Annotated in this window: 32 protein-coding genes; 17 read left to right on the top strand and 15 right to left on the bottom strand. The window is 71.5% G+C overall.

Annotated elements, in window-relative coordinates; genetic code table 11:
* Nucleotide 1 precedes the first annotated feature (1 nt).
* Complete coding sequence (locus tag AB0P25_RS03980) at nucleotides 2-1,786, bottom strand: DEAD/DEAH box helicase (protein ID WP_363806237.1); 1,785 nt, start codon at nucleotides 1,784-1,786, stop codon at nucleotides 2-4.
* A gap of 68 nt (nucleotides 1,787-1,854) precedes the next feature.
* On the opposite strand from AB0P25_RS03980, the gene AB0P25_RS03975 reads away from it, so the two are divergent.
* Complete coding sequence (locus AB0P25_RS03975; RefSeq protein ID WP_363805518.1) at nucleotides 1,855-2,082, top strand: RNA-binding S4 domain-containing protein; 228 nt, start codon at nucleotides 1,855-1,857, stop codon at nucleotides 2,080-2,082.
* Complete coding sequence (locus tag AB0P25_RS03970) at nucleotides 2,082-3,125, top strand: NAD-dependent epimerase/dehydratase family protein (RefSeq protein WP_363805517.1); 1,044 nt, start codon at nucleotides 2,082-2,084, stop codon at nucleotides 3,123-3,125. The genes AB0P25_RS03975 and AB0P25_RS03970 overlap by 1 nt, the downstream gene beginning before the upstream one ends.
* 201 nt (nucleotides 3,126-3,326) lie before the next feature.
* Here the strand turns inward: AB0P25_RS03970 and AB0P25_RS03965 are convergent, their stop codons facing one another.
* Nucleotides 3,327-3,914, bottom strand: coding sequence for a hypothetical protein (locus AB0P25_RS03965; RefSeq protein WP_363805515.1), 588 nt, complete (start codon nucleotides 3,912-3,914; stop codon nucleotides 3,327-3,329).
* A 56-nt stretch (nucleotides 3,915-3,970) separates the two neighbouring features.
* Nucleotides 3,971-4,630, bottom strand: coding sequence for a septum formation family protein (locus tag AB0P25_RS03960; RefSeq protein WP_363805514.1), 660 nt, complete (start codon nucleotides 4,628-4,630; stop codon nucleotides 3,971-3,973).
* A gap of 113 nt (nucleotides 4,631-4,743) precedes the next feature.
* On the opposite strand from AB0P25_RS03960, the gene AB0P25_RS03955 reads away from it, so the two are divergent.
* Nucleotides 4,744-5,256: a hypothetical protein gene (locus tag AB0P25_RS03955; protein ID WP_363805513.1), complete on the top strand. Its 513-nt coding sequence runs from the start codon at nucleotides 4,744-4,746 to the stop codon at nucleotides 5,254-5,256.
* Between the two features lie 7 nt (nucleotides 5,257-5,263).
* Here the strand turns inward: AB0P25_RS03955 and AB0P25_RS03950 are convergent, their stop codons facing one another.
* Genes AB0P25_RS03950 through AB0P25_RS03940 form a run of 3 tightly spaced genes read right to left on the bottom strand, consistent with a single transcriptional unit; the run spans nucleotide 5,264 to nucleotide 7,463 of the window.
* Nucleotides 5,264-5,977 (bottom strand): SDR family NAD(P)-dependent oxidoreductase, encoded by a 714-nt coding sequence (locus AB0P25_RS03950; RefSeq protein WP_363805511.1) that lies wholly within the window; start codon nucleotides 5,975-5,977, stop codon nucleotides 5,264-5,266.
* Entirely contained in the window at nucleotides 5,974-6,435 is a 462-nt protein-coding gene (locus tag AB0P25_RS03945) for a cupin domain-containing protein (RefSeq protein ID WP_363805510.1), read from the bottom strand. The genes AB0P25_RS03950 and AB0P25_RS03945 overlap by 4 nt, the downstream gene beginning before the upstream one ends.
* Entirely contained in the window at nucleotides 6,432-7,463 is a 1,032-nt protein-coding gene (locus AB0P25_RS03940; RefSeq protein WP_363805508.1) for a zinc-dependent alcohol dehydrogenase family protein, read from the bottom strand. Before AB0P25_RS03940 ends, AB0P25_RS03945 begins: the two co-directional genes overlap by 4 nt.
* Nucleotides 7,464-7,602: 139 nt before the next feature.
* Between AB0P25_RS03940 and AB0P25_RS03935 the strand changes: the two genes are divergently transcribed.
* From AB0P25_RS03935 to AB0P25_RS03925, 3 genes are all read left to right on the top strand, one after another.
* Nucleotides 7,603-8,490, top strand: coding sequence for a helix-turn-helix transcriptional regulator (locus AB0P25_RS03935; RefSeq protein WP_363805507.1), 888 nt, complete (start codon nucleotides 7,603-7,605; stop codon nucleotides 8,488-8,490).
* 65 nt (nucleotides 8,491-8,555) lie between these two features.
* A complete protein-coding gene (locus AB0P25_RS03930; protein ID WP_363805505.1) occupies nucleotides 8,556-8,981 on the top strand; it encodes a VOC family protein in 426 nt (141 codons plus the stop codon).
* Between the two features lie 10 nt (nucleotides 8,982-8,991).
* The gene (locus AB0P25_RS03925; RefSeq protein WP_363805504.1) at nucleotides 8,992-9,591 is read left to right on the top strand and encodes a TMEM175 family protein; all 600 of its coding nucleotides are present in this window, start codon (nucleotides 8,992-8,994) and stop codon (nucleotides 9,589-9,591) included.
* A 7-nt stretch (nucleotides 9,592-9,598) separates the two neighbouring features.
* On the opposite strand, the gene AB0P25_RS03920 is transcribed toward AB0P25_RS03925, so the two are convergent.
* Nucleotides 9,599-10,588, bottom strand: coding sequence for an NADP-dependent oxidoreductase (locus tag AB0P25_RS03920; protein ID WP_363805502.1), 990 nt, complete (start codon nucleotides 10,586-10,588; stop codon nucleotides 9,599-9,601).
* Between the two features lie 113 nt (nucleotides 10,589-10,701).
* Here AB0P25_RS03920 and AB0P25_RS03915 point away from each other — a divergent pair, with 113 nt between their 5' ends.
* The gene (locus AB0P25_RS03915) at nucleotides 10,702-11,301 is read left to right on the top strand and encodes a dihydrofolate reductase family protein (protein ID WP_363805500.1); all 600 of its coding nucleotides are present in this window, start codon (nucleotides 10,702-10,704) and stop codon (nucleotides 11,299-11,301) included.
* Here AB0P25_RS03915 and AB0P25_RS03910 read toward each other — a convergent pair.
* Both AB0P25_RS03910 and AB0P25_RS03905 read right to left on the bottom strand, forming a co-directional pair.
* Nucleotides 11,258-11,701, bottom strand: coding sequence for a VOC family protein (locus AB0P25_RS03910; RefSeq protein WP_363805499.1), 444 nt, complete (start codon nucleotides 11,699-11,701; stop codon nucleotides 11,258-11,260). The genes AB0P25_RS03915 and AB0P25_RS03910 overlap by 44 nt on opposite strands.
* 60 nt (nucleotides 11,702-11,761) lie before the next feature.
* Nucleotides 11,762-12,586 (bottom strand): alpha/beta hydrolase, encoded by an 825-nt coding sequence (locus tag AB0P25_RS03905; RefSeq protein WP_363805498.1) that lies wholly within the window; start codon nucleotides 12,584-12,586, stop codon nucleotides 11,762-11,764.
* Between the two features lie 188 nt (nucleotides 12,587-12,774).
* Between AB0P25_RS03905 and AB0P25_RS03900 the strand changes: the two genes are divergently transcribed.
* The 6 genes from AB0P25_RS03900 (at nucleotide 12,775) to AB0P25_RS03875 (ending at nucleotide 16,712) form a co-directional block, all read left to right on the top strand.
* Nucleotides 12,775-13,698, top strand: a complete 924-nt coding sequence (locus AB0P25_RS03900; RefSeq protein ID WP_363805497.1) for an ABC transporter ATP-binding protein — start codon at nucleotides 12,775-12,777, stop codon at nucleotides 13,696-13,698.
* Nucleotides 13,695-14,438 (top strand): ABC transporter permease, encoded by a 744-nt coding sequence (locus AB0P25_RS03895; protein WP_363805495.1) that lies wholly within the window; start codon nucleotides 13,695-13,697, stop codon nucleotides 14,436-14,438. Before AB0P25_RS03900 ends, AB0P25_RS03895 begins: the two co-directional genes overlap by 4 nt.
* A 27-nt stretch (nucleotides 14,439-14,465) precedes the next feature.
* Nucleotides 14,466-15,635 (top strand): histidine kinase, encoded by a 1,170-nt coding sequence (locus AB0P25_RS03890; protein ID WP_363805494.1) that lies wholly within the window; start codon nucleotides 14,466-14,468, stop codon nucleotides 15,633-15,635.
* Nucleotides 15,632-16,246, top strand: a complete 615-nt coding sequence (locus AB0P25_RS03885) for a response regulator transcription factor (protein WP_363805493.1) — start codon at nucleotides 15,632-15,634, stop codon at nucleotides 16,244-16,246. The genes AB0P25_RS03890 and AB0P25_RS03885 overlap by 4 nt, the downstream gene beginning before the upstream one ends.
* Before the next feature lie 22 nt (nucleotides 16,247-16,268).
* Entirely contained in the window at nucleotides 16,269-16,496 is a 228-nt protein-coding gene (locus tag AB0P25_RS03880) for a hypothetical protein (RefSeq protein WP_363805492.1), read from the top strand.
* Nucleotides 16,497-16,583: 87 nt separating this feature from the next.
* Complete coding sequence (locus AB0P25_RS03875; protein ID WP_363805490.1) at nucleotides 16,584-16,712, top strand: hypothetical protein; 129 nt, start codon at nucleotides 16,584-16,586, stop codon at nucleotides 16,710-16,712.
* On the opposite strand, the gene AB0P25_RS03870 is transcribed toward AB0P25_RS03875, so the two are convergent.
* Genes AB0P25_RS03870 through AB0P25_RS03855 form a run of 4 tightly spaced genes read right to left on the bottom strand, consistent with a single transcriptional unit; the run spans nucleotide 16,693 to nucleotide 18,476 of the window.
* Nucleotides 16,693-17,337: a hypothetical protein gene (locus AB0P25_RS03870; protein WP_363805489.1), complete on the bottom strand. Its 645-nt coding sequence runs from the start codon at nucleotides 17,335-17,337 to the stop codon at nucleotides 16,693-16,695. The genes AB0P25_RS03875 and AB0P25_RS03870 overlap by 20 nt on opposite strands.
* 46 nt (nucleotides 17,338-17,383) lie before the next feature.
* On the bottom strand, nucleotides 17,384-17,821 hold the full coding sequence (locus tag AB0P25_RS03865; protein WP_363805488.1) for a MarR family transcriptional regulator: 438 nt from the start codon (nucleotides 17,819-17,821) through the stop codon (nucleotides 17,384-17,386).
* The gene (locus tag AB0P25_RS03860) at nucleotides 17,818-18,027 is read right to left on the bottom strand and encodes a hypothetical protein (protein WP_363805487.1); all 210 of its coding nucleotides are present in this window, start codon (nucleotides 18,025-18,027) and stop codon (nucleotides 17,818-17,820) included. Before AB0P25_RS03860 ends, AB0P25_RS03865 begins: the two co-directional genes overlap by 4 nt.
* Nucleotides 18,028-18,062: 35 nt before the next feature.
* Entirely contained in the window at nucleotides 18,063-18,476 is a 414-nt protein-coding gene (locus AB0P25_RS03855; RefSeq protein WP_363805486.1) for an arsenate reductase ArsC, read from the bottom strand.
* A gap of 212 nt (nucleotides 18,477-18,688) precedes the next feature.
* Between AB0P25_RS03855 and AB0P25_RS03850 the strand changes: the two genes are divergently transcribed.
* The 4 genes from AB0P25_RS03850 to AB0P25_RS03835 are packed head-to-tail and all read left to right on the top strand — an operon-like array spanning nucleotide 18,689 to nucleotide 21,862.
* Nucleotides 18,689-19,039 carry a metalloregulator ArsR/SmtB family transcription factor gene (locus AB0P25_RS03850; protein ID WP_363805484.1) on the top strand — a complete coding sequence of 117 codons (351 nt, stop codon included), beginning with the start codon at nucleotides 18,689-18,691 and terminating at the stop codon, nucleotides 19,037-19,039.
* A gap of 8 nt (nucleotides 19,040-19,047) precedes the next feature.
* Nucleotides 19,048-20,109: a nitronate monooxygenase gene (locus tag AB0P25_RS03845; RefSeq protein ID WP_363805482.1), complete on the top strand. Its 1,062-nt coding sequence runs from the start codon at nucleotides 19,048-19,050 to the stop codon at nucleotides 20,107-20,109.
* A gap of 23 nt (nucleotides 20,110-20,132) precedes the next feature.
* Entirely contained in the window at nucleotides 20,133-21,143 is a 1,011-nt protein-coding gene (locus AB0P25_RS03840; RefSeq protein ID WP_363805480.1) for an alpha/beta fold hydrolase, read from the top strand.
* 59 nt (nucleotides 21,144-21,202) lie between these two features.
* Nucleotides 21,203-21,862 carry a methyltransferase domain-containing protein gene (locus tag AB0P25_RS03835; RefSeq protein WP_363805478.1) on the top strand — a complete coding sequence of 220 codons (660 nt, stop codon included), beginning with the start codon at nucleotides 21,203-21,205 and terminating at the stop codon, nucleotides 21,860-21,862.
* A gap of 3 nt (nucleotides 21,863-21,865) precedes the next feature.
* Here AB0P25_RS03835 and AB0P25_RS03830 read toward each other — a convergent pair whose 3' ends face one another.
* Together AB0P25_RS03830 and AB0P25_RS03825 are read right to left on the bottom strand one after the other, a co-directional pair.
* On the bottom strand, nucleotides 21,866-22,039 hold the full coding sequence (locus AB0P25_RS03830; RefSeq protein ID WP_363805477.1) for a hypothetical protein: 174 nt from the start codon (nucleotides 22,037-22,039) through the stop codon (nucleotides 21,866-21,868).
* Between the two features lie 281 nt (nucleotides 22,040-22,320).
* Nucleotides 22,321-22,704, bottom strand: a complete 384-nt coding sequence (locus AB0P25_RS03825) for a DUF2200 domain-containing protein (RefSeq protein WP_363805475.1) — start codon at nucleotides 22,702-22,704, stop codon at nucleotides 22,321-22,323.
* Nucleotides 22,705-22,726: the final 22 nt, after the last annotated feature.

Genomic DNA, 22,726 nt, shown 5'->3' with positions numbered 1-22,726 from the left:
GTCAGCGGTGTCGCGGCTTGCGCGGCGGCCGATCGTCGCGCGGCGGCCGGTCGTCGCGGCGTGGGCGGTCATCCCGCCGGGCCCGTGCCCCGCGGTCGGGTCGCAGTTCGATCAGCTTGCCGCTGATCCGCGTGCCCGAGAGCCGGGACAGCGTGTCCGCCGGAAGGTCGGCCGGCAGCTCGACGATGGAGAAGTCCGGCATGATGCGGATGTGCCCGAAGTCGTCCCTGCTGAGCCCGCCTTCGTTGGCCAGCGCGCCGACGATCTGCCGCGGTTCCACGTGCTGCCGTCTGCCGACCTCGATCCGGTACGGCGCCATCGGTGTGCTGTTCCGCTCGCGACGCGCGGACCGGTCGTTGCGCCCGCCCGCCCGCTCTGAGCGGTCGGGGCGGGAGTCTCGAGAGTCACGCTCGACGCTCCGGGAGAGGGCGTCGTCGTCCGAGAGCAGCAGCGGTTCGTCGCCCTGTGCCACGACCGCCAGCGCCGCCGCCACATCCGCCTCCGGCACGTCGTGGTGCTCCACGTAGTGGCCGATGATGTCGCGGAAGCGCGCGATCCGATCCTCCTGGGCCAGCGCCTCCGTGATCGCGTCGTCGAAACGGGCGAGACGCGTGACGTTGACGTCCTCGACGCTCGGGAGCTGCATCTGGGTGAGCGGCTGCCGCGTGGCCTTCTCGATGGCGGTGAGCAGGCGGCGCTCGCGGGGGGTGACGAAACTGATCGCTGCACCGCTGCGCCCCGCGCGGCCGGTGCGGCCGATGCGGTGCACGTACGATTCGGTGTCGATCGGGATGTCGAAGTTCACCACGTGCGTGATGCGCTCGACGTCGAGTCCGCGCGCCGCCACATCCGTGGCCACCAGGATGTCGAGCTTGCCGGACTTCAGCTGGTCGACCGTGCGCTCGCGCTGGGCCTGCGCGACGTCCCCGTTGATCGCGGCGGCCGAGTAGCCGCGGGCCCGCAGCCGCTCGGCGAGCGTCTCGGTCTCGTTCTTGGTGCGGACGAAGACAATCATGCCCTCGAAGTTCTCCACCTCGAGGATGCGGGTGAGCGCGTCGACCTTCTGCGCGTACGACACGACGAGGTAGCGCTGCGTCGTGTTGGCCGAGGTGGTGGTCTTGGTCTTGACCGTGATCTCTTCGGGATCGTGCAGATAGTTCTTGGAGATGCGGCGGATCTGCGCGGGCATCGTCGCCGAGAACAGGGCGACCTGCTTGTCGTCCGGGGTGTCGGCGAGGATGGTCTCCACATCCTCCGCGAACCCCATCTTCAGCATCTCGTCGGCCTCGTCGAGCACGAGGTACTTGAGCTCGGAGAGGTCGAGCGTCCCCTTGTCGAGGTGGTCCATGATGCGGCCCGGCGTGCCGACGACGATGTGCACGCCGCGTCGCAGCGCGGACAGCTGGACGCCGTAGCCCTGGCCCCCGTAGACCGGCAGCAGGTGCACGCCCTTCATGTGGGTCGCGTAACTCTCGAACGCCTCCGCCACCTGCAGGGCCAGCTCGCGGGTGGGCGCGAGCACGAGCGCCTGCGGGGACTTCTGCGACAGATCGAGCCGGGACAGGATGGGCAGCGCGAACGCGGCCGTCTTGCCCGTGCCGGTCTGGGCGAGCCCGACGACGTCCCGGCCCTCCATGAGGAGCGGGATGGTGGCCGCCTGGATGGCCGACGGGGTTTCGTAGCCCACGTCCTTCAGAGCCTTCAGCACGGCGCCGTCGAGCCCGAGGTCGGAGAAGGTCAGGGCTTCGTCGGCGGTGTCGTCATCGCTGGGCGAGTCTCCGTGCATGGTCATCGTCCAACGGTAGCCCGGTCGCGGGCCCTCCGCACGCGGCGCGACTCGACTAGCATTCGGGGATGACCACGCCTGCTCCGATCGCCGACGTCTCGATCGGCGGCACGTCGATCCGCCTGGGTCAGTTCCTGAAGTTCGCCGGGCTGTTCGACTCCGGGGGAGACGTGAAGGAAGCCGTCGCGGACGGCCTCGTCACGGTCAACGGCGAGGTCGACCTGCGGCGCGGGCGACAGCTCCAGCTCGGCGACGTCGTCGCCTTCCAGGGACACCGCGTGCGGGTCAGCCCCTGATGCGACGCGCCCTTGTCCTGGGCGGGACCGGTTGGGCGGGGCAAGCGATCGTCCGCGCTCTGCTGTCGACCGGCGCCGAGGTCACCTGCCTGGCGCGCGGCGAGTCAGGCGCTATCCCGGAGGGGGCGCGTCTCGTCCGTGCGGACCGCAGGGACCCGGCCGCGTATGGCGCGGTCCGCGGCGACTGGGATGAGGTGATCGAGATCGCTTACGCTCCCGAGCTCGTCGAGCCGGCACTCGACGCCCTTGCCGAGCGTTCCGGCCACTGGACGCTCGTGTCGACCGTCTCCGTCTACGCCCGGAACGACGAGCCGGGGGCCGACGAGTCCGCGGCAGTCGTCGATCCAGCCGACCTCGACCAGTACCCGGATGCGAAGGTCGCGGCCGAGCGCGCGAGCGCCGCGCGGCTCGGCGACCGTCTCCTCATCGCACGGCCCGGACTCATCGTCGGTCCCGGCGACCCGACCGACAGGTTCGGATACTGGCCCGCACGCTTCAGTCGGAGCGGTCCGGCGCTGGTCCCTGCTCCTGCCGGCCGGTTCGTCCAGGTGATCGACGTCGCGGACCTGGCGACCTGGATCGCGCAGTCGAGCATTCGAGGAACGATCGGCACCGCTAACGCGGTCGGGGAGCCGGTGCCGATGGCCGACTTCTTCCGGATGACCGCCGCGATCGCCGGCTACGAGGGTGACCTGGTCGAGCTCGACGATGCGGACCTGCTGGCTCGCGGCGTGAACTACTGGGCCGGGCCGCGATCACTCCCGCTCTGGCTCCCGCTCACGGACACCGGATTCGCGCAGCGTTCGGCGGCCGCGTTCCACGAGTCGGGCGGTCGGCTCACCCCGATCGAGCGGACCGTCCGGAGCGTCCTCGCCGACGAGCTCGCGCGCGGCATCGACCGTGAGCGGCGCTCGGGGCTGACGGCCGCGGAGGAGCGCGCCGTGATCGAGGCCGCGAGCGCGCACCGACCGCCAGGCGTGACCGCCGCGGCACACCCCCGTGGCGCGGACCGGCGGTCACGACCTGTGCCGCCTGCATCATGAGGTCGGCCATCAGCAGACGCCCCACCCCCGTGAAGCGGCTCCTGCCGGTCCACGGAGTATGGCAGTCGACGGTGAACGCGGGGGAAATCACGCGGCGCCGGTGAAAGGCGCCGCCCTGTCACCGCCCGCGCAGCGCGCGGAGGTAGCGACGCTCCTCCCGTGCGGCGAGGACGCCGGTCACCAGCACCCCCGCCGTGCCGGTCACTCCCACACCTTCCGGCTGTCCACGGCACGCGCCCGCAGCGCCCCGCCGTCGATGACGACCCGCGACTCCGGGATGCCCTCGGCCGGCCACTGCGTCACGATCTCGAGCGGACCCTCGGGCGGGAGCGGCCAGAGCCACATCCCGTCGAGGTACACCGTGTAGTCGGGGCCGCCCGAGCCGCCGCCGCCCGTCGCGAACAGCGAGTGCGCGTCCCCGCGGTCCTCGTCCGGCGTCCATCCTGGCCGGTCGAGGAGGAGGTGCTGGCCGTCTCCGAGAGCCATGCCGTAGCGCAGGCGATCGGCGCCGGAGCCGGGGAAGGACGCGTGGGCGGACCACTGCATCGTCTCCCACTCCCGTCGGGTGCGGCCGCCGCGCCGGGTGCGACGGTCGATCACGATGTCGACGCCGTTCCGGAAGACGCGTGCGTGCGACACGACGATGGCGACGGTGTCGGTCACCGCCAGCGCCTCGCCGATCGGGACGATCACGGGCACCTCGTCGACGGGCGGGTTCCAGCGCGGGTCCTGCTCCATCTCCGGCGGTTCGATGTCGTCCTCGGGTGGATCGGGTGGGAAGAAGTCCATGTCGTCCTCTCTGTCGGGTGGATGCGGGCTGGATGCTGTCGGGCCCGGATACGTGGTCAGCCGTCCGACGCCGCAGAACCGGGCATGGCGCTGCCCGTCAGCTCATGCCGCGAGTACGTGTAGACGAAGCAGTCGTAGCGCCGGTCGCCGCTGTCCCACGCGGCGGCGGTGGCCGGATAGCGGAGGTCGGTCATGACGTCCTCGCCCCAGATCGCGACCCAGTGCCAGTTCAGGCCCGGCGCGGCGCATAGGTCGCCGACCTGCGCGTCGAGCGCCTTCGTTCCCGGAAAGGGCGCGTCCGGCGATTCGGGCAGCACGCCCTTCGACGTCAGCTGCGCGATGTGCTTGGCGGAGCAGTCCACCACGGGGTAGGCGTCGGCCCACTTCGACGGGTACACCTGCAGGCAGTCGCCGGGCTGGAGCGTGTCGACCGGCTGCGACGGCACGGTCGCGACCTGCGTCGGAGTGGGCCGGGGCGGCAGGCCGAGCGGTGCGGGCCTGGCAGAGGCGCGCGGGATGGCGGGCGCATGGGCGGGCGACGCGTCGGGCACCGAACCGCCGAACGCCGTGCCCACCGCGACCGCGCCGACCACGCCCAGACCGACCATCGCGGCGACCGTGATCGCCGCGAGGACGCCCCAACCGCGCCGCGACAGACCGCTCGGCTCGGCGTCCGGTGAGACGTCGGCGCTCGCACCCCCGCGGTCGTCGTTCACGCGGTCATCCTACGGCTCGCGTCGCCGCCCTGGCCCGCGAACCCGCTGGGCCGCCGGATGACGGGCAAGCCGCATCCGTGTCAGGATGGCGACATCGAACCGAGGGGGAGTCGATGGAAGCGGAATCGCAGACGGCGCCGGCAGGGGAGGCCGCGCGTCCGGCACTCGTGGACCGGCCGATCCTCCGGCGCGCACGCGCTCTGGTGCTGTGGGCGCTCGGAGCCGCCATCGTGTACTCGGCGCTGGTCGCCTCGAAGGGCAGCTGTCCGGGCGGCTTCGCCATGGACGGCGGGTTCCTGGACGCGAACGGCGATCCGACGGACGTCCAGCCGCAGTGCATCCAGCTCATGCTGCAGCCGAGTCCGGTCGTCTACTTGGCGATCGCGCTGACCGTGGTTATCGCACTCGGCCGGGCAGCGCGAGCGGTCGACGTGGATGCGGCCCTGCGCACTCTGAACCGTGCTGTGATCATCGTCGTGGCGATAGCGGTCGTCTCGATGGTCGTCGCGATCCTGTGGTTCCAGGCGATCCCGTCGCCCGCGGAACGCGGGACCATCCTGTTCCCCTTCCCGTTCGGCGGAGGGACGATGACCACCACGCCGCAGGATCCCGGGCCCGTCGGCTGAGCCAGGATCACCGCCGCAGCTCGACCCCGGTCACCTCGGCCAGCCGCTCCACGAGCCGCACCTGGAACGCCGGATCAGTCGCCGCCGGATGCGGCGCCCGCGCCTGCCGGTGGTACCAGTACCCGCCGGTGACGGGGTCGATCGACCCCGCATCCGCCGTGGCCAGCCACTCCTGGGTCCGGTGCCCGTCCTCGAGGCTGTCGGGAGCGCCCCGGCCGCCCATCCGCGTCGGCACCCATCCGGGGTCGACCGCGTGCGACAGCGTGTCGGTGTTGTCTGCGAGCCACATCGCAAGAGTTGTGACGAGGAGCTTGCTGGTCGAGTAATCGCCGCGCCCGGCGAAGGCGCGGTCCAGGTCCGATGAGCCGGAGCGGTGCATCCCGCTGCTCAGCACGATCGACCGGGCCGGGGGAGCGAGCGACGCCATCAGGAGGTACGGCGCGATCACGTTGACGGCCGTCACCGGACCGTCGATGACGCCGGCGTTGTGGATGACGGCGTCGAAGCGCCCGAGGTCGTTCGCCTGGCGCGCCACGTCGAGCACGGCGGAGGGCGCGGCGAGGTCGCCGAACAGCAGCGCGTGCATCCGCTCGGCGACCGCCCGGTCCGTCAGGCGGTCGGGGCGTCGGGCGTGGAGGACGACCTGCTGGCCGTCGCGGGCGAGCGCGTCGGCGGTGGCCAGGCCGAGGCCGGCGGACGCGCCGGTCACGAGGATCATCATGCTCGGGCGCCGCCCTCGCTGTCGAACAGCTCCGTGGCGATCATCATGGCCGACATCGCCTTCCCTTCGTACTCGGCGTCGCTGACGTGCTCTTTCCAGGTGGTGGTGTCCGCGGGGTCGTCGGCGGACTCGAGCATGGCGATGTGCTCCATGAAACAGCCGTGCGCGGCGGCATGCCAATGGTCCTGGCCCGGCGGGGTGTACAGGGTCTGACCGGGATGCACCTCGATGATGTTCCCGTCGCGGTCCCCGAACCGTGCGACGCCGGCGGTGACCCGCAGGTACTGGCCGCGGGCGTGGCTGTGCCATGCGGTGCGCGCGCCAGGGGCGAACCGGACGAGCGCGGCGGTCATCCTCTGGTCGCCGTCGCGCGGCGCGACGATCGTGTCGACCCAGACGTCGCCGGCGAACTGCTCCGGTGGGTTCTTCACCGTGGGAGCGGTGGGTTCGATGTTCATGCGTTCTCCGTCTCCAGCAGGACCTTGACGGCGCGGCGCTCGTCCATGGCCCGGTATCCCTCTGCGGCATCGGCGAGCGGCAGGGTGAGGTCGAACACGGCTCCGGCGTCCAACTCGTCATTCATGATCGACTCGATCAGCTCGGGAAGGAAGCGGCGCACGGGCGCGGGTCCTCCGTGCAGGTGCACGCCGGAGAAGAACAGCTCCTCGCCGGGCAGCTCGACGTCGTGCGAGACGCCGACGTAGCCGACATGCCCGCCGGGGCGCGTGGCGCGGATGGCCTGCATCATCGACTCCTGCGTTCCGACGGCCTCGATGACGGAGTGTGCGCCGAGGCCGTCCGTGAGCCGCTTGATCGCGGCGACGCCGGCCTCCCCGCGCTCCTCGACGATGTCGGTCGCGCCGAAGCGGCGGGCCAGTGCCTGGCGGTCCGAATGGCGGCTCATCGCGATGATCCGGTCGGCGCCGAGCTGCTTCGCGGCGAGCACGCCGAGCAGCCCGACCGCGCCGTCGCCGACGACCGCCACCGTCTTCCCCGGTCCGGCCTCGGCCGCGACGGCGGCGAACCATCCGGTGCCGAGCACGTCGGAGGCGGCGAGGAGGCTGCGCACCTGGGCGGGAGTCGGTGTTCCGTGAACGACCACCAGCGTGCCGTCGGCCAGCGGAACGCGCAGCTTCTCGGCTTGTGTGCCGAGAGCGCCCATCGGGAAGGCGTGCACGCAGCGCGACTGGTAGCCCGCCCGGCAGATCTCACAGGTGTTGTCGGAGGCGAAGAACGACCCGACGACGAGGTCGCCGACCTTCAGGCTCGTGACGGCGTCGCCGACCCGCTCGACGACGCCGACGTACTCGTGACCCATCGGCATCGGCTGGGTGACCGCGTCGGTGCCGCGGTACGGCCACAGGTCGGAGCCGCAGATGCAGGCGGCGGCGACGCGGATGATCGCGTCCGTCGGCTCCTCGATCACGGGGTCGGGGCGCTCTTCGACGCGGACGTCCCGGGGTGCGTACATGACTACTCCACGCATGTGGTGTTCCTTCCGTTGAGGGGTGGATGGTGTCCACGTCATCCACTGCACCGCACCCTGCGCGTCGCAGGGAGTCCCTGATGAGAGGTGTACTGGCAGGGCATCCCTCCAGGGCGGAACCCGGCCTAGCCTGGGTGGCATGGACAATCGAGCCGACGTCCGTGAATTCCTCATGTCGCGCCGCGCCAAGCTCACCCCGCAGCAGGCGGGGCTGCCGGCCGGCGCCGGCCGGCGCGTCGCCGGGCTCCGCCGCTCCGAGGTCGCGATGCTCGCCGACGTCAGCGTCGAGTACTACTCGAAGCTCGAGCGCGGTGCGATCGCGGGCGTCTCGGCCGGAGTGCTGGATGCGGTGGCCCGGGCGCTGCAGCTCGACGATACCGAGCGCGCCCACCTGTTCGATCTCGCGCGAGCGGCCGACGGCATCCCTCTCTCCGGGCGTCCCCGGCGGCGGAGTGTCACGAGTCCGGCCGCCCGCCCGAGTCTGCACTGGGCGCTGGAGGCGTTCACCGAGGGTGTCGCCGTCGTGCGCAACGCGCAATCGGACGTGATCGCCTTCAATGCGCTCGCCCGCGCCTTCTACTCGCCGATGATCGGCGACGGCGGACGGACGCCGAATTTCGCGCGGTTCCAGTTCCTCGACCCGGCCTCCCGCGACTTCTACCCGGACTGGGACCTCTTCGCTGATATGTGCGTCGCCATGATGCGCGCTGAGGCGGGCCGTGACCCGCACAACCCCGCCCTCCAGGACCTCGTCGGGGAGCTGTCCACGCGCAGCGACACGTTCCGGCGGTTGTGGGGCGCGCACGACGTACGGACGCACGGGGCGGGGACCAAGCGCTTCCACCATCCCGTCGTCGGCGATCTCACCCTCGCGTACGAGGAGCTGGCGATCACGGCCGAGCCGGGCCACGTGATGCTCGTCTACACCGCCGAGCCCGGTTCGCCGTCGGCCGAGCGGCTGCGTCTCCTGGCATCCTGGGCTGCCGGGCAGCCGGCCCACGACCGATCGGTCACGGAGGAAGCATGACCGCCTGAGGCGGACCAGGCTCAACCCCCTCGACGCCCGCACCCGCGCTCCGGCAGGATGTGCGCATGGCGACCCTGAGCAACATCGTGTTCTACGCGGACGATCCGCAGCGGCTGGCCGACTTCTGGGCCGGCGTGTTCCACTACCCGCCGCAGCGCATCGAGGGGGAGTTCCGCGAGCAGCTGCTCGCGGGCGGTCTGACCGATGCCGACCTCGCGAAACGCGCGATGGCCGAGAGCGCCGACGGCACCGGTCCGCGGTTCTACTTCCATCACGCGAGCGGGCCGAAGACCGGACGCAACCGGCTTCACATCGACGTGCGTGCCGTGGAGGGCCGGGCCCCGACGGACGAAGAGCTCGACGCTGAGAAGGACCGGCTCGTCGCGCTGGGCGCCTCCGTCTTCCGGCTGGTCGATCAGGACTGGGGCCCGTTCCACGAGCGGTACTACCAGATGCTCGATCCCGAGGGCAACGAGTTCGACCTGCAGTGACGGCCGCGCGATGTCGAAGACGAGGCTCGAGGCGTTCAGCGACGGCGTGCTGGCCGTCGCGATCACGCTGCTCGTCCTCGACCTGCATCTCGAGCCGGGGAAGGGCGGGAGCCTTCTCGACCAGCTCGCCGCGGCGTGGCCGTCGTTCGCGGCCTACCTGGTGAGCTTCCTGGTGATCGGCGTCATCTGGGTGAACCACCACTCGATCCTGCGGCTGGCCCTGTCCGTGGACCGGGTGCTGCTGTTCTGGAACCTGGTCCTGCTGATGTTCGTGACCACCATCCCGTTCACCACCTCCACGCTGGCGGGCGCGCTCGCCGACGGCAGCGCAGAGGACGTCCGCGTCGCCGCGGTGCTCTACGGCGGAGCGTCGACGGGCTTCGCGGTCGCGTTCACGTTCCTCTACGCGCGCATCCTGCTCACCCAGGTGAGGGCCGGGACGATGGATGCGTCCCAGCGCGGGGCGGCGCTGCGCCGGTTCGGCGTCGGCACGCTGTTCTACCCGGCCCTCACCCTCGTCGGGGTGTTGTACGCGCCGGCCATGCTCGTCGGTTTCGCGGTGCTCAGCTTCTACTACCTCTTCAACCAGACCGGTCTCACCGAGGAGTGACCGTGGTTCAGCCCCGCGCCTCCTGCACGTCCCGCGCCTTGAGCGTTCTGTAGGTCGTGACGGGATGCGTCCCCAGCACGATCTTGCCGCGCGAGTGCAGGTTCTGGAGGTCGTCGTAGGCGTACCGGATCTCGTCGAGCGGGTAGAAGCCGGAGATGAGCAGGGTGAACGCCCGCTCGTCCGCCAGCTGCGCCAGCCGGGCCAGCTGGGCCGTGCCGTGGGCGACCGACTCGGGGTCGTCCTGCAGCAGCCGCAGCTCAGTTTCGCGGCGGTCCGCGCTCGACCGATAGCGCGAGGCGGGGACCCCCAGTGACTCCGCCAGGGCGCGTCCGTCCTGGCCGAAGTTGTCGATGAGGGCGGTGACGCCGCCGGGCGCCTTCTCGCGGATGCGCTCCTCGATCGCCTCGCCGTAGCGCACCGGCGTGATGCCCAGCTGGCGGAGGTAGTCGAAGTTGCGGTCGCCGCAGGTGCCGATGACACGCGCCCCGCGGTGCTTCGCGAGCTGCGCCTCGATGCTGCCGACCCCGCCGGCGGCCGCGGAGATCACGACGGTGTCGTCCGGTCCGATCCGCAGGTCGTCGAGGGTGTCGAGGGCGGTCACCCCCGCCAGGTACAGGCCGCCCGCGACCTCCCACGCGACGTGGGGCGGTTTCGGCACGAGTGCCGCGACCGGGACCACGAGGTGCGTGGTGTGGGCGCCGCTGCGGACGTGCCCGATCACGTCGGTGCCTTTCCGGAACCGGCCAGCCGCGTCTCCCGTGACCACGATGCCGGCGAAGTCGCTGCCCGAGCCGCGCGGGAAGGGCTCGTCCGCCCAGGCCTCCTCGCGGCCGCTGCGGATGAACCCGTCGATGTGGTTGATCCCCGTCGCGACGACCTCGACGAGCACCTCGTCGGGCCCGGGCACGGGGAGCGGCCGGGTGCGCTTCTCGAGTACATCCACATCCCCATTGCCGTCGTACTCGACGTACATCGCCTCGCCGGACTTCCTCGCCATCGGATGCTCCTTCCGCCCGGGCCGCTCCGCCCGACGCCAGAATATCCCTAGCCGGGCTAGAAACTCTATAGGCTACCGTTCAGGCTGGGCCGCATCCGGGCTAGCGTGAAGACGTGCTGGTCTACTCGATGGGCGTCTCGGCCGACGGCTTCATCGCCGACGAACAGGGCGGCTTCGACTTCACGGCGCCCGGTGACGAGCAGTTCCGTTTCCAGGTGGCGCAGATCGGCCGGCTCGGCGGGTATCTGATGGGCCGGAAGCTCTACCAGACCATGCGGGTGTGGGAGACGGACGGGTCGCTCCGGACCCCGGGCGTGGCCACCGTCTTCGCGGACACCTGGGCCGCCCTTCCCAAGGTCGTGTTCAGCCGCACCCTGGCCTCCGTCGACGGCAACGCCCGCCTGGCGACCGGTCCGGTCCAGGACGAGATCGCCGCGGCGCTCGCGTCGACGCGCGGCGACGTCTCGATCGGCGGCGCCGACCTCGCCGCCGAAGCGATCCACCTGGACCTCATCGACGAGTACCGCCTCTTCCGCTACCCGGTCGTGATCGGCAACGGGACGCGCTACTGGCCGCCGTTGGAACACCGGATGCCGCTCACGCTGGTCGGCACCCGAACGTTCGGCGGCCGGGTCGTCTACGAGGAGTACCGCCGGCTGCGGTACGGCGTCACGCCGGATTCCGCCGCAGGTCCTGCGCAAGCATCACGATGATGCCGCTCGGCCCGCGCAGGTAGGTGAGCCGGTAGACGTCCTCGTACTGCGCGACGCCACGCAGCGGCTCGCAGCCGTGGCGCGCCGCGATCGCGAGTGCCGCGTCCAGGTCGTCCACCTGGAAGGCCACGCGGTGCATCCCGATCTCGTTCGGCAGCGTCGGCTCGGTCTCGATCGCGTCCGGGTGCAGGTACTCGAACAGCTCGAGCCGGCCGGCGCCGTCCGGCGTCTGCAGCATCGCGATCTTCGCGTTGTTCCCGTCGAGGCCGACCGCGGTGTCCGCCCAGGCGCCGCTCACCGTGTCCCGGCCGAGCACGGTCAGGCCGAGGTCGGTGAAGAACGAGACGGCCTCCTCGATGTCGCGCACCGCTATGCCCACGTTCTCCAGCCTGATGTCCATGCTGCATGGTACGGCGAAGGGCCGCCGCCCGAACGGACGACGGCCCTTCACTGAGGACGGCTAGGACTGCAGCCACTCCAGCAGGTCGGCGTTGATCGTGTCCGCCTGCGTGGTCGGCATGCCGTGCGGGAAGCCGGGGTACGACTTCAGCGTGCCGTTCTGCACGAGCTTCGCCGAGAGGGGGCCGGCGTCGGCGTAGGGGACGATCTGGTCGTCCTCGCCGTGCATGACCAGCACCGGCACACTGATCTTCTTCAGGTCCTCGGTGAAGTCGGTCTGCGAGAAGGCGACGATGCCGTCGTAGTGCGCCTTGGCGCCGCCCATCATGCCCTGGCGCCACCAGTTCTCGATGATCGCCTCCGACGACTCCACGCCGGGCCGGTTGAACCCGTAGAACGGACCGGACGGCAGCGCCCGGTAGAACTCCGACCGGTTCTTGGCGAGCTGCGCCTGGAGGTCGTCGAAGACGCTCTTCGGCAGGCCGCCGGGGTTGTTCTCGGTCTGCACCATGATCGGCGGCACCGCGCTGATCAGCACGGCGCGGGCGACGCGGTCCTCGCCGTAGGTGGCGATGTAGTGCGCGACCTCGCCGCCTCCGGTGGAGTGGCCGACGTGGATGGCGTCATGCAGGTCGAGCTCTTCGACGACGGCGCGCAGGTCGGCGGCGTAGTGGTCCATGTCGTGGCCGTCGCTCGTCTGCGTGGAGCGGCCGTGGCCGCGGCGGTCGGCGGCGACGACACGGTAGCCGTGCTGCAGGAAGAACAGCAGCTGCGTGTCCCAGTCGTCGGCCGACAGCGGCCAGCCGTGGCTGAAGACGATCGGCTGACCGGTTCCCCAATCCTTGTAGAAGATCTCGACGCCGTCTGACGTGGTGACTGTGCCCATGGTTTCCTCCCGGATGAGCTTCGCGGTGCTGTGGGTCGGTGCTGCAGGAGTGTGGATGCGTTCCCACCGTAACTTCCGGGCGTTATGGGATGCCAGGGTCCCGTGTGAACAACGCATGACAAACGTCACGGCAGGATGCTGACGGGCGCCCTGCGCGACGGGCCGCGATGCTCGGCACAGTGGGGGATGTGAACGAGACATCCGCCATCCGCCTCTCCGGCCTGCGCAAGACCTTCGGGTCGATCGCCGCCGTCGACGGCGTCGACCTGACCATCCGCGCGGGCGAGGTCGTCGCGCTGCTCGGCCCGAACGGGGCGGGCAAGTCCACGACCATCGACCTCGCGCTCGGGCTCGCCCGGCCGTCCACGGGCCGCGTCGAACTGTTCGGCGCTCCACCGCACGACGCGATCCGGGCCGGCCGGGTCGGCGCCATGCTCCAGGGCGGCGCCCTTCTGCCGACGCTCACCGTCGCCGAGTCCGTGGCCCTGGTGGCCGCAGCCCACGCGCACCCGCTGAGGGTCGACGAGGCGCTGCGCCGGGCCCGTTGCACCGAGATCGCGAAGCAACGCGTCTCGAAGCTGTCCGGCGGCCAGCTGCAGCGTGCGCGCTTCGCCGTCGCCGTCGTGTCCGACCCCGACCTGCTGTTCCTCGACGAGCCGACGGCCGCGATGGACGTGGAGGCACGGCGCACGTTCTGGCAGTCGATGCGCGAGTTCACGGCAGCGGGGCGCACGGTTGTCTTCGCCACGCACTACCTGGACGAGGCCGACGAGTACGCGGACCGCATCGTCATGATGGCCCGCGGCCGCGTCGTCGCCGACGGCACCCCGGCCGAGGTGAAGGCGGTCGTGTCCGGTCGCCGCATCCGTGCGACGGCTGCTTTCGCCGCGACCGCCGAGAGCCAGGCGGCGCTGGCCGCGCTCCCCGGGGTCCGGTCGGCCGACCGGCGCGGCGACGTGCTGACGCTCGTCAGCGACGACTCGGACGCCACTCTACGGGCGCTGCTCTCGACCCATCACGACATCCACGACATCGAAGTGACCGCGCACACGATGGACGAGGCCTTCCTCGCCCTCACCGAAGCGCGCGACGCAGAAGGAGCCCTCTCATGAGCATCGCCTACCTGGGGCGCGAGTCCCTGCGCCAGCTGAAGAACATGCGGGCGATGGTGTTCACCCTCGCAGTGCCGCTCGTCATGCTGTTCGCCTTCGGAGGGACCTTCGGCGGGAGAGGACAGGTGGACCCTGTCACGCACTTGCCCTGGATCGTCGTCACGACCATCCAGGTCGCGGCCTACGGCGGGATGATGGCGGCGCTCTCCCAGGCGTTCCAGATCGTCACCGAGCGCTCGATCGGTTGGAACCGCCAGCTGCGGATCACACCTCTGAGCGGGACGGGCTACCTCGTCTCGAAGCTCGTCGCGTCGCTTGCGCTGGCGCTGTTCAGCATCCTGGTCATCGCCGGTGTCTCCATCGCCCTCTACCGCCCGGACCTGGCGGCGGGCAGCTGGGTGCTGGCGGGAATCGGCATCTGGTGCGGCGTCATCCCGTTCGCCCTGCTCGGCATCCTGATCGGGCAGTTCGCCAAGCCCGAGTTCGCGCAGCCGCTGTTCATGGCGGTGTTCATGGGGATGGCCGTGCTCGGAGGCCTGTGGATCCCGCTTCAGGTGTTCCCCGCCTGGGTGGCCGATGTGGCGAAGGCGGTGCCGTCCTACTGGCTCAACCGGGTCGGGCAGCTGGGGGCGCTGCAGAGCGGCGACGCGCTGACTCCCGCGATCGTGCTGGCGGCGTGGACGCTGGCCCTCGGCGGGCTCATCGTGTGGCGGTACCGGCGCGACGCGGCGCGCGGCTGAGCCGGCAGCGCTGGCTAAGGTAGCACCGTGTTCTCGACCGAGGTCCCGGACGCCCGCCCGAACGGGTGGCGGGCACGGCTCGTCCATCCCGCTGCCTTCCGCTGGTACCCGGGGGCGGCCATCGGCCTGCTCTACCAGGTGTCCGTGCTGGTCGGGCTGTGGACGTCGGCCGGCTCCCTGGGCGAGAAGGCCGTCGCGACCGCGCTCCTCGCCGTGGTGTACGCCGCCTTCCTCGTGCTCCCGCCGCTGCTCTGGTGGGAGGGCGACCGTGCCCGCATCATCGGCGTGGCCGCCTACTTCGCGCTCACCCTCGCCCTGTTCCCGCTGCTCGGCCCAGTCGCCTGCTGGACCTGGGTCTACGTCGCCTGCGTCGCCGGGATGGTCCTCGCGCGGACCCCGCTCGCCCTGACCATCATCGGCGTCCTGGGCGGGCTGCAGCTGCTGGTGTTCGCGGTGGCGGGGACCGTCGAGGACTACTGGTTCATCGCGCTCGTCACCGTCTCGATCGGCGTCATGATGAGTGCCTTCGCCCGCCAGATCGACGCACTCCGCCGGTTGCGGAATGCGCAGAGCGAGATCGCGCGGCTCGCCGTGATCGAGGAGCGGGCCCGCTTCTCACGGGACATGCACGACGTGCTCGGCCACACCCTCACCGTCGTCACGGTGAAGTCGGAGCTGGCGCAACGGCTGATCCCGGTCGACCGGGAGCGTGCGACGGAGGAGCTCGCTGACATCGAGCGCCTGACGCGCTCCGCGCTCGCCGACCTGCGCGCGGCGGTCGCGGGCTACCGCGAGATGAGCCTGTCCACCGAGCTCGCCGCCGCGCAGGCCAGCCTGGCGGCCGCCGACATCCGTGCGCACCTTCCCCGGAACGGGGAGGATGCTGCGCCCGAGCTGCGCGAGCTGTTCGGCTGGGTGCTGAGAGAGGGCGTGACCAATGTCATCCGCCACTCCGGCTCCCGGAACTGCTGGGTCACGGTCGGTCCCGACAGCCTGGACATCGAGGACGACGGTCGGGGCGCCACGTCCACGGCGGTCGTCCCGGCGCCGGTGGGCGCCGCGGGGACGTCGATCGCGCGCGGCGACGGGTCGGGGCTCGCCGGACTCAGCGCTCGCGCTGCACAGGTCGGCGCGCGGGTGCAGCTCGGACCCGGGCCGCGTGGCGGCACGCTCCTGTCTGTTCGGCGTGCGGCATGAGCGCGCCCATCCGTCTGCTGCTCGCTGACGACCAGGCGCTCGTCCGCGGCGCACTCGCCGCACTGCTCGACCTCGAGCCCGACCTCGAGGTCGTCGCCCAGGTCGGTCGCGGCGATGAGGTGGTGGACGCCGCTCGCGCATCGGGCGCCGACGTCGCGCTCCTGGACGTCGAAATGCCGGGCCAGGACGGCATCCAGGCGGCTTCGGCGTTGCGCACGGCGGTTCCGACCTGTCGATCACTCATCGTGACGACGTTCGGGCGTCCGGGGTACCTGCGCCGCGCCATGGAGGCGGGCGCCTCGGGCTTCGTCGTGAAGGACACCCCCTCAGGTCAGCTGGCGGACGCGGTCCGACGCGTCGCGGCCGGTCTGCGCGTGGTCGACCCCGCACTGGCGGCCGAATCCCTCGCGTCGGGCGCGTCGCCCCTCACGGCACGGGAGGCCGAGGTGCTGGCGGTCGCGGCCGGAGGCGGAACCATCGCGGACATCGCCCACACGCTCCACCTGAGCGAAGGGACCGTCCGCAACCACCTGTCGAGCGCGATCGGCAAGACAGCCGCCCGCAACCGCTCCGACGCCGTGGCGATCGCGACGCGGCAGGGGTGGCTGTGAGCTCCGCCCCTATGATGGCCGCATGACCGACCCGACGCAGGACCAGCTCGAAGCCTCCGACAAGCTCGAGAAGCGCACCGTGGGCGACGAGCTGCGGTACTACGTGAAGAACATCCGCGAGCACTGGCCGGCCGTCGTCGAGCAGCATCCCGATGCGGCAGGGCACGAGGCGTGGTGGACGGCAGACGGCAAGTTCCACGCGACGCACGACCAGCTCCGCCGCGATGCGATGATCGGCGGCATCGTCTGACGGGCTGTACACGACGGCGGCATCCGGCCGCCCGATGTACACGACGTCGAACGACCGGCTCGGTGCGTCCGCATTAGCCTTCCGGACATGAGCACGAACGCCGACGTCGAGGCCGAGCGGTCCAGTACCGTCCGGGAGGCCGTGACGGCCGTGCTCTGGGCCGGCCCCATCCGCGGCTTCGAAGGACTCGACCCGGTCATCCTCGGCTACGACTGAGCCCCGAGAACGTCGCGCCCGTCGCGGCGCCGTAGACGAGGTGCGCGGCGAGATCCTTGCCCAGCGTCTTCGCGTCGTACTCCGTGATCGGCTTGTACAGGTGCATCGGCGGAAGGATCGCGTAGCCGGACAGCCACATCCCCACGCCCAGCAGGAGGCCGTAACCGGTGTGCGGTCGTCGAAGCGACCCGGCCAGCACGCCGTACGCCGTCGCGCCGCCGAGCGCGTACGCCCAGTGCGCGATGTTGTTGAACAGAGCCGCCCGGCTGTCGGGGAGGTCGGTCTCGAACAGGCCGCTCACGATCCGCCGGCCGACCTGCGCGGGGGCGGGAGCGCCGTCCCATCCGGTGACGTCGGCGGAGAACTCCCAGTCCGCGAACTCCTCCCGGCCGTGGCCGCGCCGGTACTGGAGGTACAGCCAGAGGTCGAAGGCGAGCGTGCCGACGATGCCGGCGGCGACGCCCCGGGCGATGCCGCCGACGGGTGTCTGCGGACCGGAGGGCCTGCCTCGCCGGCCGCCGATCGCCGCCGCGAGGGCGACCGCCGACCCGGCGACAGCCGCCGCCCCGGCCAGCAGGCGTCGGGTCCTCCGTGCGCCGCGCTCGGCGGCATCCGCTTCGCTCATGCGCCCAGGATGCCCGGCCCTGCGGCCGGATGGGAAGAACCGGTTCCTAGATCCGGGTGGCCGCGATCACCGAGGTCATCGTCCGGTGCAGCGCCCGCAGTTCGTCCGCGCCCATCCCGAGCCGCTGCATCATGGCCGCCGGGATGGTCTCCGCGTAGTCGCGCAGCTCGCGCCCCCGGTCGGTGAGCCGGATCTCCATCACCCGCTCGTCCGTCGCGGAGCGCCGACGGACGACGTAGTCCAGCGCCTCCAGCCGCTTCACCAGCGGCGAGATGGTGGCGGGCTCCAGCGCCAGCAGCTCGGCGAGCCGGCGGACCGACAGCGGCTCGTTCTCCCAGAGGGCGAGCATCACCAGGTACTGCGGGTGAGTCAGGCCGACTGGCTCGAGCACGGGCCGGTAGGCCGCGATGACGGACCGGGCCGCGACCGAGAGCGCGAAGCAGACCTGGCTCTCCAGGGCCAGCGGGTTCGCATCCCCAGTCACGGGCAGTGGATGCGCGTGGACGTGCGCGAGTCCGCGAAACGCTCGATGCGGTGCTGGTCCAGCGGCTTGCCGCAGAGCGGGCAGGCGGCGTCAGCGCGTCGCACGTCGGGCCCCTCCGGGTGGCCGGCTCCGAGCTGCGCCGGGCCGGTGAAGGTGCGGACGACGTCGTTGGCGCGCTCGTAGAACCGCCAGAAACGGCCGGCCATTGTTCCTCCTGTGCTAATGGTTAGGACACGAACCATTATTGCACGAACGGTACGAGCTCCGCCAGAAGCGTCTGCACGCGGTTCTTGATCTCATCCCGGATGGAGCGGACCTCCTCGATCGGGCGACCGGCCGGGTCGTCGAGCTCCCAGTCCTCGTAGCGCTTGCCGGGGAAGACGGGGCAGGTGTCGCCGCAGCCCATGGTGATCACGACATCCGACTCCTGCACGGCCTCGGTCGTGAGGATCTTCGGCGTGCTGCCGGCGATGTCGATGCCCTCCTCGGACATCGCGGCGACGGCGACGGGATTGATCCTGTCGCCCGGCTCCGAGCCGGCGGAGAGGACGTCCACGCGGTCGCCCGCCAGCGCGCGCAGGTAGCCGGCGGCCATCTGCGAGCGGCCCGCGTTGTGGACGCAGACGAACAGGACGGTGGGGGTGGTGGTGGTCATCGTTCCTCCGGTGATCGGTCGGGGCCGCCGCTGATCGGGCGACGGCCCCGGGCTGTCAGCAGCAGTCGGGCGAGCAGGAGCCGTCCGGCAGCACCTGGCAGTCGTCGTCGCAGCATCCCATGATCATTCTCCCTTCTTCATCGACGGCTGTCGATGAACCCAGGGTGAACGCATACATTGACGTTTGTCAATGTATGCGTGACAATCGGGACATGGCGATCACCGAGCTCCTGCCGCTGCGCGATCTCCAGGCGTGCTGCGCTCCCATCACCCGAGAGGTGATCAGCGAGGAGAACGCGGCCTCGGTCGCGCGCACGATGAAGGCGCTGGCCGATCCCGCTCGACTGCGACTCCTGTCGATGGTGGCCGCGCACGCCGACGGTGAGGCGTGCGTGTGCGACCTGACCGAACCGCTCGGGCTGTCGCAGCCGACCGTGTCCCATCACCTCAAGATCCTGGTGGAGGCCGGATTCCTGAGCCGCAGCAAGCGCGGCACCTGGGCGTACTACCGGATCATCCCCGGTTCGCTCGACGCGGCGTCGTCCTTCCTGACCTCGGTGTGAGGCGCCGGATGATGCGACTGCTGGGCGTCGAGACGCCGATCGTCCTGGGGCCGTTCGGCGGCATGTCGTCGGTCGAACTGACTGCGGCGGTCAGCGAGGCGGGCGGTCTCGGGTCGTTCGGCCTCTACGGGCTCGGCCCCGACCGGATCGCCGAGGTCGCGCGCGAGGTGCGCGAGCGCACCGCGAGGCCATTCGCGCTGAACCTGTGGCTGCCCTTCCAAGCGCCGGGGGAGCGGCCCGTCGGGGCGGACTTCGATCGCGACGAGTTCGACCGCGCCGTCCCGGCGCTGCGCCCCCTTTTCGAGGCCGCGGGCGTCGAGCCGCCGTCGTGGCCCGTCCAGCCGCTGCCGTCGTTCGGGGAGCAGCTGGAGGCGGCGCTCGCCGCGGAGCCGGCGGTGCTGAGCTTCGTCTTCGGCGTGCCGTCCGCGGAGGTCGTCGAGGCGGCCCACCGGCGCGGCATCCGCGTGGTCGGCGCCGCGACGACCGTCCCGGAAGCCCGCGCCCTCGCCGAGGGCGGCGTGGATGCGATCGTCGCGTCGGGCCTGGAGGCCGCGGGCCATCGCCCGTCGTTCCTCGACGAGCCGGAGCGCGGTCTCGTCGGCGGCCTCGCCCTCATCCCGCAGGTGGTCGACGCCGTCGCCCTGCCGGTGATCGCGGCCGGAGGCGTCGCCGATCGTCGTGGCGTGACGGCCGCGTTCGCCCTCGGGGCGGCCGGCGTCCAGGTCGGATCGGCCTTCTTGGCCACCCGGCAGTCGGCGGCGCCCGCCCTGCAGCGGGAGCGCATCCGCACCGCAGACGCCCACGAGACGGTGCTTACGCGCGCCATGAGCGGCCGCGCCTCGCGGGGGCTGCCCAATCGGGCGGTGCGCACGATCGAGCAGGGCGGCGCGCGCGCATCGTTCCCGCTGCAGAACATCCTCACCGGCGTCTTCCGCCGCCGCGCCGCCGAGCTCGCCGACCCCGAGCTGCTGTCGCTCTGGATGGGTCAGGCCGCCGGCCTCGCACGCTTCGACGACGCCGCCGAGGTCTTCGCCGAGCTCGCCGCGGGCATCCCGGACGCGCGCAGCTGACCCGACGCCGTCACAATGGGACCGTGCAGCAGCACCTGACGCGCGTCGCCACGGAGGACGGCACCGGGATCGCCGTCGCGACCGTCGGTGACGGCCGTCGGATCCTGTTCGTCTCCGGATGGCTGAGCCACCTCGAGCTCGGCTGGCAGCTGCCGGAGGAGCGAGCCTTCGACGAAGCGCTCGCCCGCGGCGCCCGGCTCGTCCGCTACGACCGGGCGGGATGCGGTCTGTCCGATCGCACCGACCGTCCGCCGTCGCTGGAGTTCGAGCTCGAGCAGGTGGACGCGGTCGCCCGCGGTCTCGGCCTCGACCGGTTCGACCTCGTCGGCGCGTCCCTCGGGGCGCCGGTCGCCGTGGCGTGGGCGGCGGCGCATCCCGACACCGTCCGGCGTCTCGTGCTCTACGGCGGCTGGGCGCACGGCGAGGCGATCTCGCCGCCCAGCGCCCGCGAGCACATCCTGGCCCTGGTCGCGTCGCACTGGGGCCTCGGCTCCGACGTGCTCACCGACCTGTTCGCGCCGGACGCGTCGGCGGTGGCGCGCGCCCAGCTCGCGAGCTACCAGCGCGCGTCCTCCGACGCCGGGACCGCCCGGGCGCTGCTCGAGCTGAGCTACCGGATGGACGTGCGCGCGCTTCTGCCGCAGGTCGCCGCCCCGACGCTCGTCGTGCACCGCGCGGACGACCGTGCCGCACCCGTCGCCGAGGCGGAGGCCCTGGCGGCCGGCATCCCGGACGCGCGCCTGACCGTGCTGCCGGGCCGCTCGCACCTGCCATGGGCGGGGGACTCCGCCGAACTGGTCGCCGTCATCCGCCGCTTCCTCGGACTCCGGGTGGCGCGCACCGAGTCCGGGATGCTGACCCCGCGCCAGCGCGAGGTCGCGGCCCTGGTCGGCGCCGGGCTCACCAACCGCGAGATCGCGGCCCGGCTGGGGATCGAGGAGCGCTCGGCGGAAGGGCATGTGGAGCGCATCCGCCTGCGGCTCGGGGTGCGGTCGCGCGCCCAGATCGCCGCATGGGACGCGGCACAGCGCTGAGCGCCGAGTGGGGTAGTCCTACGCCTGCGCGAGGCGCTTCGACCCGCGACGCTGGAGGCATGACAGACACCACCCAGCGCTCCGCGCCGGCCTTCCACCAGCATCGGGGCCGCGGGGCCTTCAACGCCGCGTTCTTCGCCGCGGCCGGCCCGTATCTCGACGGCGCGCAGCGCCCCTACAAGCGAACCGTCTTCGCCGAGCTGCCCCGGGTCGTCGTCGAACTCGGCTCCGGCGTCGGCGCCAACCTGCCGTACCTGCCGACAGGTGGCACCCTCATCGCGATCGAGCCCAACCGCTCCATGCACGCCCGGCTCCGGTCGGCCGCCGCGCGCCGGGGCATCCGCCTCGACCTGCGCGAGCGCACGGCCGAGGACACCGGACTCCCCGACGGCAGCGTCGACACGGTGATCTCGTCGTTGGTGCTGTGCACGGTGACTCACCCGGAAGCGGTGCTCGCCGAGGTGAGGCGCATCCTGCGACCGGGCGGGACGTTCCGCTTCGTGGAGCACGTCGTCGCGGCCGACGGCACGCCGACCCGAGCCGCGCAGCGGGTCCTGCGCCGACCGTGGGCGTGGACGTTCGAGGGATGCTCGTGCGAGCGCGACCTCGAGGGCGCCGTGCGCAGCGCGGGCTTCGCCGAGGTGGTGGTCAAGCGCTACCGCCTGCACACGCCGTTCGTGCCGTTCAACCCGCAGATCGCGGGCATCGCCCGGGCCTAGTAATCAGTAGTCCTCGCGGCGGTCGCGCTCCGCGTCCGCCACCGGCTCGACGTCGGCGAGCTCTTCCAGTGCCGCGCGCAGCTGCTTCTCCAGCCACTCCGCCGAGGCGCCTCGCGCGATGGCCGCGTCGAGCTGGGTCAGGCGCTCCTGTGCGGATCCGTGCAGATCGTCCATCATGTCCTCCCGGCTTGCGGGCCCGGTGGCCCCTGCTCCCGAGGCTAGCGGCCGCTGCCCGGAACCGCGACGCCGTGGGCGGGAACGGAGGAATACTGCGCCGAGCCCACGTCGCGGCTCCTCCGTTCCCGGCGCCCGCCCGGCGTGTCGCCCGGTGTCTCCTCCGTTTCTGCCGGCAGGAAGAAAGGGAGGAGACCTCACCCGACACGCCGGTCGGAGGCGCGAATGGGAGGCAAGCGGCGGCCGGAGTCGTGGCCTCTCCTCCCTGCCGAGCAGGCCTCCTCCTAGGAGCGGCCGCCGTCCGGGACCGCGACGTCGTCGCCGCGCAGGATGGAGGACATCTTCTTGCCGCGGGCCACCTCGTCCACGAGCTTGTCGAGGTACCGGATCTTCTGCATCAGCGGGTCGTCGATCTCCTCGACCCGGACCCCGCAGATGACGCCGGTGATGAGGGAGGCGTTCGGATTGAGCTGCGGCGCCTCGGCGAAGAAGGTCTCGACGTCGACCCGCGCGTCGACCGCCCGCTCCAGCTCGTCCTGGTCGTAGCCGGTCAGCCAGCGGGTGACGGTGTCGACGTCCTCCTTGCTGCGTCCCTTGCGCTCGACTTTGGCGACGTACAGCGGGTACACGTCGGCGAACGGCATGGCGAAGATGCGTTGTGCTGCCATGCCGTCCACCGTAGCCGTCGAG

It is taken from the genome of Leifsonia sp. NPDC077715, assembly GCF_040686855.1.
GTDB lineage: Bacteria > Actinomycetota > Actinomycetes > Actinomycetales > Microbacteriaceae > Leifsonia.
Note: the sequence above shows the minus strand (reverse complement) of the source record. Positions and strands in the feature narration are given on the sequence as shown.